This is a genomic window from Staphylococcus sp. HMSC65H10, from assembly GCF_001839185.1.
Classification (GTDB): Bacteria; Bacillota; Bacilli; order Staphylococcales; family Staphylococcaceae; genus Staphylococcus; species Staphylococcus simulans.
Window position 1 is genome coordinate 1 of the sequence record NZ_KV840408.1, and the last position, 840, is coordinate 840.

1 protein-coding gene and 1 pseudogene are annotated in these 840 nt (G+C 36.8%); both read right to left on the minus strand.

The window, feature by feature from the left end; translation table 11 throughout:
* Positions 1-178 precede the first annotated feature (178 nt).
* Entirely contained in the window at positions 179-586 is a 408-nt protein-coding gene (locus HMPREF3270_RS11015; protein ID WP_070848636.1) for a RusA family crossover junction endodeoxyribonuclease, read from the minus strand.
* Between the two features lie 165 nt (positions 587-751).
* A pseudogene (locus HMPREF3270_RS13790) lies at positions 752-840 on the minus strand (DNA replication protein DnaC); the annotation flags it as partial.

Below are 840 nucleotides of genomic sequence, written 5' to 3' on the forward strand. Positions count from 1 at the left end.
CTACATCTGTGACTTCTAAATCATCCATGTAGGCCTCTGGTTCTTCATAAATTTTATTGATCAAACTATCTTCCATAGCTTGTGTATTTTTATGTTTGTGAAATGTATCTCTGACTTTAGCTGTAAATGTCACTGTGCATTTGAATTGCATTTCTACGTCGTCATTGTCGATATTCAATTAATCTACCTCCTCGATTACCATGATGATTTTAGCTTCATCACCGTATTGCTTTAAGGTCCTTACATCTACAATCTGGCCATCATCTTTCCACAGATGCTTATTGCCGGCATCTAAAACAGTTTTCATCAAATTATCTACATCAGGTTTTGTAGACTTATACTTACCGACCATTGCCAAGCGTTTCTTCTTACTCCAACTTTCAGGCGGTATAAAGATAAACTTCAACGTTACAATCACGCTATTTTCTAACATAAGTTTAGGCATCTGCTTTTGTATAAAAGCTTTATGCGCCGTATAAGTTGCAGGCATATAGGTTTGTACATAGTTACCTCTTTTACTGAATCTCGGTCTTGGTGAAGCCATAGGTGCTTTATGTGTTTCGTTGAATTTAATTTCTATCTCCATAAGACACCTCTATTTGACGCACACCGGGCGTGTTCTTATCTTTGATACTTTGGTCTAGGAAATTCTTGTAAAGCTTTTCAGCGTTGCCCTGTGCTTCTCTAATCATGTACTCCGCTTTACTTTCACTACACCTCAAATTTTGTATAATATAATCTTCGGTTAACATCACCATGCATCTCGCTCCCTATAATCATCGCCGATAACATTTACTTTACGGCTTCCTTTTTTCATTCTTGAATTAATCCTATGCCAAT